This window comes from Streptococcus sp. DD11 (assembly GCF_001578865.1).
GTDB classification, from domain to species: Bacteria; Bacillota; Bacilli; order Lactobacillales; family Streptococcaceae; genus Streptococcus; species Streptococcus panodentis.
Map to the genome: position 1 here is coordinate 105,556 of NZ_KQ969396.1, position 4,908 is coordinate 110,463.

General features: G+C 45.1%; 4 protein-coding genes and 3 pseudogenes. 5 read left to right on the forward strand and 2 right to left on the reverse strand.

Annotated elements, in window-relative coordinates; genetic code table 11:
• Positions 1 to 49 precede the first annotated feature (49 nt).
• Entirely contained in the window at positions 50 to 637 is a 588-nt protein-coding gene (locus STRDD11_RS09940) for a class I SAM-dependent methyltransferase (RefSeq protein WP_128837184.1), read from the reverse strand.
• A gap of 93 nt (positions 638 to 730) precedes the next feature.
• Here STRDD11_RS09940 and coaA point away from each other — a divergent pair, with 93 nt between their 5' ends.
• The 3 genes and pseudogenes from coaA (at position 731) to STRDD11_RS09955 (ending at position 2,538) form a co-directional block, all read left to right on the forward strand.
• Positions 731 to 1,651 carry a type I pantothenate kinase gene (gene coaA / locus STRDD11_RS09945; protein ID WP_128837185.1) on the forward strand — a complete coding sequence of 307 codons (921 nt, stop codon included), beginning with the start codon at positions 731 to 733 and terminating at the stop codon, positions 1,649 to 1,651.
• A gap of 67 nt (positions 1,652 to 1,718) precedes the next feature.
• The gene (gene rpsT / locus STRDD11_RS09950; protein WP_001274000.1) at positions 1,719 to 1,955 is read left to right on the forward strand and encodes a 30S ribosomal protein S20; all 237 of its coding nucleotides are present in this window, start codon (positions 1,719 to 1,721) and stop codon (positions 1,953 to 1,955) included.
• A 59-nt stretch (positions 1,956 to 2,014) separates the two neighbouring features.
• Positions 2,015 to 2,538 (forward strand): annotated as a pseudogene (locus STRDD11_RS09955) (DNA topology modulation protein).
• A 1-nt stretch (position 2,539) separates the two neighbouring features.
• Here STRDD11_RS09955 and STRDD11_RS09960 read toward each other — a convergent pair.
• Positions 2,540 to 3,114, reverse strand: a pseudogene (locus tag STRDD11_RS09960) (TetR/AcrR family transcriptional regulator).
• A gap of 133 nt (positions 3,115 to 3,247) precedes the next feature.
• Between STRDD11_RS09960 and STRDD11_RS09965 the strand changes: the two are divergent.
• Together STRDD11_RS09965 and STRDD11_RS09970 are read left to right on the forward strand one after the other, a co-directional pair.
• Positions 3,248 to 4,091: pseudogene (locus STRDD11_RS09965) on the forward strand (DegV family protein).
• Between the two features lie 121 nt (positions 4,092 to 4,212).
• A partial coding sequence (locus STRDD11_RS09970) for an XRE family transcriptional regulator (RefSeq protein WP_241209404.1) occupies positions 4,213 to 4,908 on the forward strand: 696 nt, incomplete at its 3' end.

The window sequence follows — 4,908 nt, forward strand, 5'->3', positions numbered from 1 at the left end:
AGTTCCAATCCGTCACGCTTTTTCTGAATAATATCCACTGCTCGCATAGTTACTTCTCACTTCTAAGGATATAGTATCCCTTATTTTTCTTTAGAATCTGACAGTTGCCAAAGACCTCTTCCATTTTGGCTTTGGCGCTGGGAGCGCCCTGCTTTTTTTGGATGACAATGGTCAAATCGCCGCCTTCTTTCAAATGGCGGCTGCTGCCGGAAATCACCTCATGCACCACCTGCTTGCCGGCCCGGATGGGCGGATTGCTGATGATATGGTCAAAATGTCCCTCTACCTTTTCATAGATATTGGACTGGAAAATCTGAGCAGAAATGTGGTTGGCTTCCGCATTTTTCCGGGTCAGTTCCAAGGCACGGCTGTTGATGTCCAGCAGACTGGCCTTGACGGCCTGAGCCTTGACCAAGGTCAGCCCTAGCGCTCCGTAACCGCACCCTACATCCAAAACACTGGCCCCCGGCTTAAAATCCAGAGCAGACAAAAGGACCTGACTGCCGTAATCAATCATCTTTTTACTAAAGACTCCGGCATCGGTCAGAAAAGTCATCTCCTGTCCTAAGAGCATTACTCTCAGTTCATGTATGTCGTGCTCAGCATCGGGATTTTCTGCAAAATACATTTTACTCATAAAACTATTTTATCATATTTCAGCGGTGCTTGTAAATCGTTTACAATTCCTAAAAAAATATGATATACTAAAAAGCACAAATAGGAGTAACTTATGACCAACGAATTTCTTCACTTTGAAAAAATCAGCCGCCATACCTGGCAGAACCTGCACCGCAAGACCACACCGCCGCTGACGGAAGAAGAGCTGAATTCAATCAAGAGTTTCAACGACAAAATCAGCCTGCAGGATGTGACGGATGTCTACCTGCCCCTGACCCATCTGATTCAGATTTACAAACGTTCCAAAGAAGACCTAGCCTTTTCCAAGGGTATTTTTTTGCAGAAGGAAAGCCGGAAGCAGCCTTTTATCATCGGAGTTTCCGGCAGTGTGGCCGTCGGAAAGTCCACAACCAGCCGGCTTCTGCAGATCCTGCTGTCACGGACCTTTTCCAATGCCACAGTTGAGCTGGTCACGACAGATGGTTTCTTGTTGCCTAACCAAACCTTGGAAGCAAATGGGATTTTAAACCGCAAAGGATTTCCCGAAAGCTATGATATGGAACTGCTGCTCAATTTTCTGGACAGCATCAAAAACGGTCAAGATTTCGAAATTCCTGTGTACTCACATGAAATCTACGACATCGTCCCCCAGCAAAAGCAAAAGGTGAGAGCAGCCGACTTTGTCATCGTCGAAGGCATCAATGTCTTTCAGAATCCTCAAAATGAGCGACTCTACATGACCGACTTTTTTGATTTTTCTATCTATGTGGACGCGGAAGTGGCCAATATCGAAAGCTGGTATCTGGATCGCTTCAAAAAACTCCTGACGCTGGCCGAGGACGACTCAAGCAACTACTACCACCGCTTCACCACCCAGCCTGAGCAGGAGGTCATGGCCTTTGCTCAAAACATCTGGAAGACCATCAATCTGGTCAACCTGCTGGACTATATCGAACCGACCCGCAATCGGGCAGAAATCATTCTGCACAAGGCCGGAAATCACGAAATTGATGAAATTTATCTGAAAAAATAAAAAAGCTTGTCAAATCCTAACTTTTCATATATAATGAGATAGTTAGATTACAATGGAGGTGAAAAACTTGGCAAACATTAAATCAGCTATCAAACGCGCTGAACTCAACGTTAAACAAAACGAAAAAAACTCAGCTCAAAAATCAGCTATGCGTACTGCTATCAAAGCTTTTGAAGCAAACCCATCTGAAGAACTTTTCCGTGCTGCCAGCTCAGCTATCGACAAAGCAGAAACTAAAGGTTTGATTCACAAAAACAAAGCAAGCCGCGATAAAGCACGCCTTTCAGCTAAACTTGCTAAATAAGGCAGACAAAGGGAGCTCTTAGGAGCTTTTTTTGTGCTTTTATTCAAGAAAGGATTCCAATGAAAATCGCTATCATCGGCTATTCTGGTTCTGGGAAGTCCACTTTAGCAACACAACTGTCCCACTACTGCTCCATTCCCAAACTTCACATGGATACATTGCAATTCCAACCTGGATGGAAGGATAGTAACCGCGACTGGATGAGAGAACAGATGGATCATTTTCTGTCAAAAAACACCAGCTGGGTTATTGACGGCAACTACTCCTGGTGTTTGTATGAGCGGCGGATGGAGGAAGCTGACCAAATTATCTTCATGAACTTTTCCCGCTGGAATTGTCTCTGCCGGGCTTTTAAGCGCTACCTCAAATACCGTAATAAGGTCCGAGAAAGTATGGCTCCAGGCTGCCCTGAACGGTTTGACTGGGAGTTTATCCGCTGGATCCTCTGGGACGGACGGCGTCAGACAGCGCTGGCAAGATATGAGCGAATCCGACAAAACTTTCCTCAAAAATTCTACGAACTAAAAATCAGAGAGAGCTGACAGCTTTCCAAAAGGACCTAAAAACAAGCGAATCAGACTGACTCACTTGTTTTTCTTTTTCTGAGGAAAGAGCGGCATGCCTAGGGAGGCGATCTTTTCTGCCGGCACCTTCATGCCGTCCTTAATCCACTTGGACAGCACGGAGACAACCGCTGAAGACCAGAAAGAATTCATGTAGGAATTGGCTGTTTTCTTGGTATTATGGCTGCGCTTTTCCAGAAAGTCAAAGACAGCCTGCGTCAGGAGTTTTTCAAAATTATAGTCAATGGCTAAGCTGATTACTCGGGCTTCTTTTTTGGCTTCCTTAAAAAGAAAAGCCAAATCTGGTACATTTCCGTCTTAAAATTGAACTCTTCCAGTTTGTCAGTGATGCCTTGGACCGTATTCCGAAATATTTCTTCCAAAATCTGCTCTTTGGATGTGTAATTGCGGTAAAAAGCAGCTCGGGAAACACCAGCCCGCTCCACCAGCTCCGAAATGGTTATTTTCTTTAACTCTTTCTTTTCCAGCAGCTGCATCAGGGAAATTTCCAAAGACTCTCTGGTAATTTGGTTGGATTCCTGATTGTATTTTCTTAAATTGGCCAGCGATTTTTCTGATATTTTCTTTTCCGACATAACAATTGCTTCTCTCCTGTATCGGCTGACAGTTTCCGCTTCTTCATCAGCTTTCTTCATGTTATAATTGTAAAAAAAGACAGGCTTTTTGTCAATTTTTTACAATAAATACTTGGCAATAAAGGAGAAAAAGATGACGTGGAAAATTGTCGCCGATTCCGGCTGTGATTACCGGCAAATCGCTGAATTAGCACAAGAGACAACCTTTGAGAGTGTGCCCTTAACACTTCAGGTGGGAAATGAGATTTTTGTAGATGATGAAAAGCTCAATATCGACCTCCTGATGGAAAAGATGTATGCTGCTTCGGCGGCTTCCAAATCCGCCTGCCCCAGCCCGGACGATTATCTCAGAAGCTTTGAGGGAGCTGATCATATCTTTGCCGTGACCATCACCGGTACCCTCTCTGGCAGCCACAACAGCGCTCAGGTAGCTAAAAAAACTCTTTCTGGAAGAGCATCCTGATGCCAAGATTCACATTATTGACAGCCTTTCTGCTGGGGGCGAGATTGATTTGCTGGTCACCAAGCTCAATGATTTGATCAAGCAGGACCTCAGCTTTGAGGAAATCGCCGAAGTAATGACTCGCTATCAGGAAAAAACCAAACTTCTCTTTGTACTGGCCAAGGTGGACAATCTGGTCAAGAACGGCCGGCTCAATAAACTGCTGGGAGCAGTTGTCGGACTCCTTAATATCCGTATGGTGGGGGAAGCCAGTCCGACTGGTACTTTAGAGCTGCTGCAAAAAGCCCGCGGTCCTAAAAAAGCTCTCACTGCTGCTATCGACGAATTGCTGAAAGGCGGCTACAAGGGCGGACGAATCATTATGGCCCATCGCAGCAATGAAAAATTCTGCCAGCAATTTGCAGAAACTGTCCGGGAAACATTCCCCCAGGCTGCCATTGAGATCATCCCGACCTCCGGCCTCTGCAGCTTCTACGCTGAAGAAGGCGGCATTTTGATGGGCTATGAGATTTGATTTGATTGCAACTAAATTTTTAAAGTATACAAAAGTAAAGGATTAGGCTAAAAATTTGCTCTAATCCTTTACTTTTTCGATTTAATTCGCTATAATAAAGACAAGTAAAGGAGTTGATACCATGGCCAGAGGAAGAGGGGCATCAAGCCCTCAGGATAAGGAAGCAATGCTTCAGATTTCCAAGACATTGAAGGACCTGCTCAAGGAACAGGGGAAAAAACAGGTTGAGCTGTCACGCGAAACCGGTATTCCAGCCAGCACTATTACAGGCTATATCAAGGGCAGCTCTCTGCCGGTTGCTGCCAATCTGAAAAAAATAGCGGCTTTTTTCGGTGTGGCAGTGGAAGACATCGATCCCCGCTACCGTCTGATTGCTGACATTCCCCAGCAGTTCCCCGAATTAAATCGAATTTATCAGCAGCTGAGCCAGGACCAGCAAGAAGAAGTTCTCAAACTAGCTGAAAAGAAAGTTCAGGAGAAAGAGCAAAAAGAAGGCTTCAAGGACTCCTACTTCCCCTATCTGGTCTATGAAAACTACTACATTTCCCAGCATAAAAAAGAGCAGGCGGACCTTGTCTGGCTGGATAGGGAGATTGATTATGACATCGCTCTTTGGGTGCGGACGGATTCACTGGAGCCTAAATCCCCCCGAGGTTCCGTTGCTCTGATTAAAGAGACCCACTTTGAACTGGCTGGCGCCATTTATGCCATCGACTACGATGGACAAACCATTATCAAGAAAGTTTTCAATGATCCAGCTGGCATCCGCCTGATTTCCCTTAATAAGAAATACAGCGATAAATTTATCCCCCATGAA

Bases quoted from the DNA above. Each gene is read 5' to 3' on its own strand.
- STRDD11_RS09940 (WP_128837184.1), bottom strand. From the start codon at position 637: ATGAGTAAAATGTATTTTGCAGAAAATCCCGATGCTGAGCACGACATA.
- coaA (WP_128837185.1), top strand. From the start codon at position 731: ATGACCAACGAATTTCTTCACTTTGAAAAAATCAGCCGCCATACCTGG.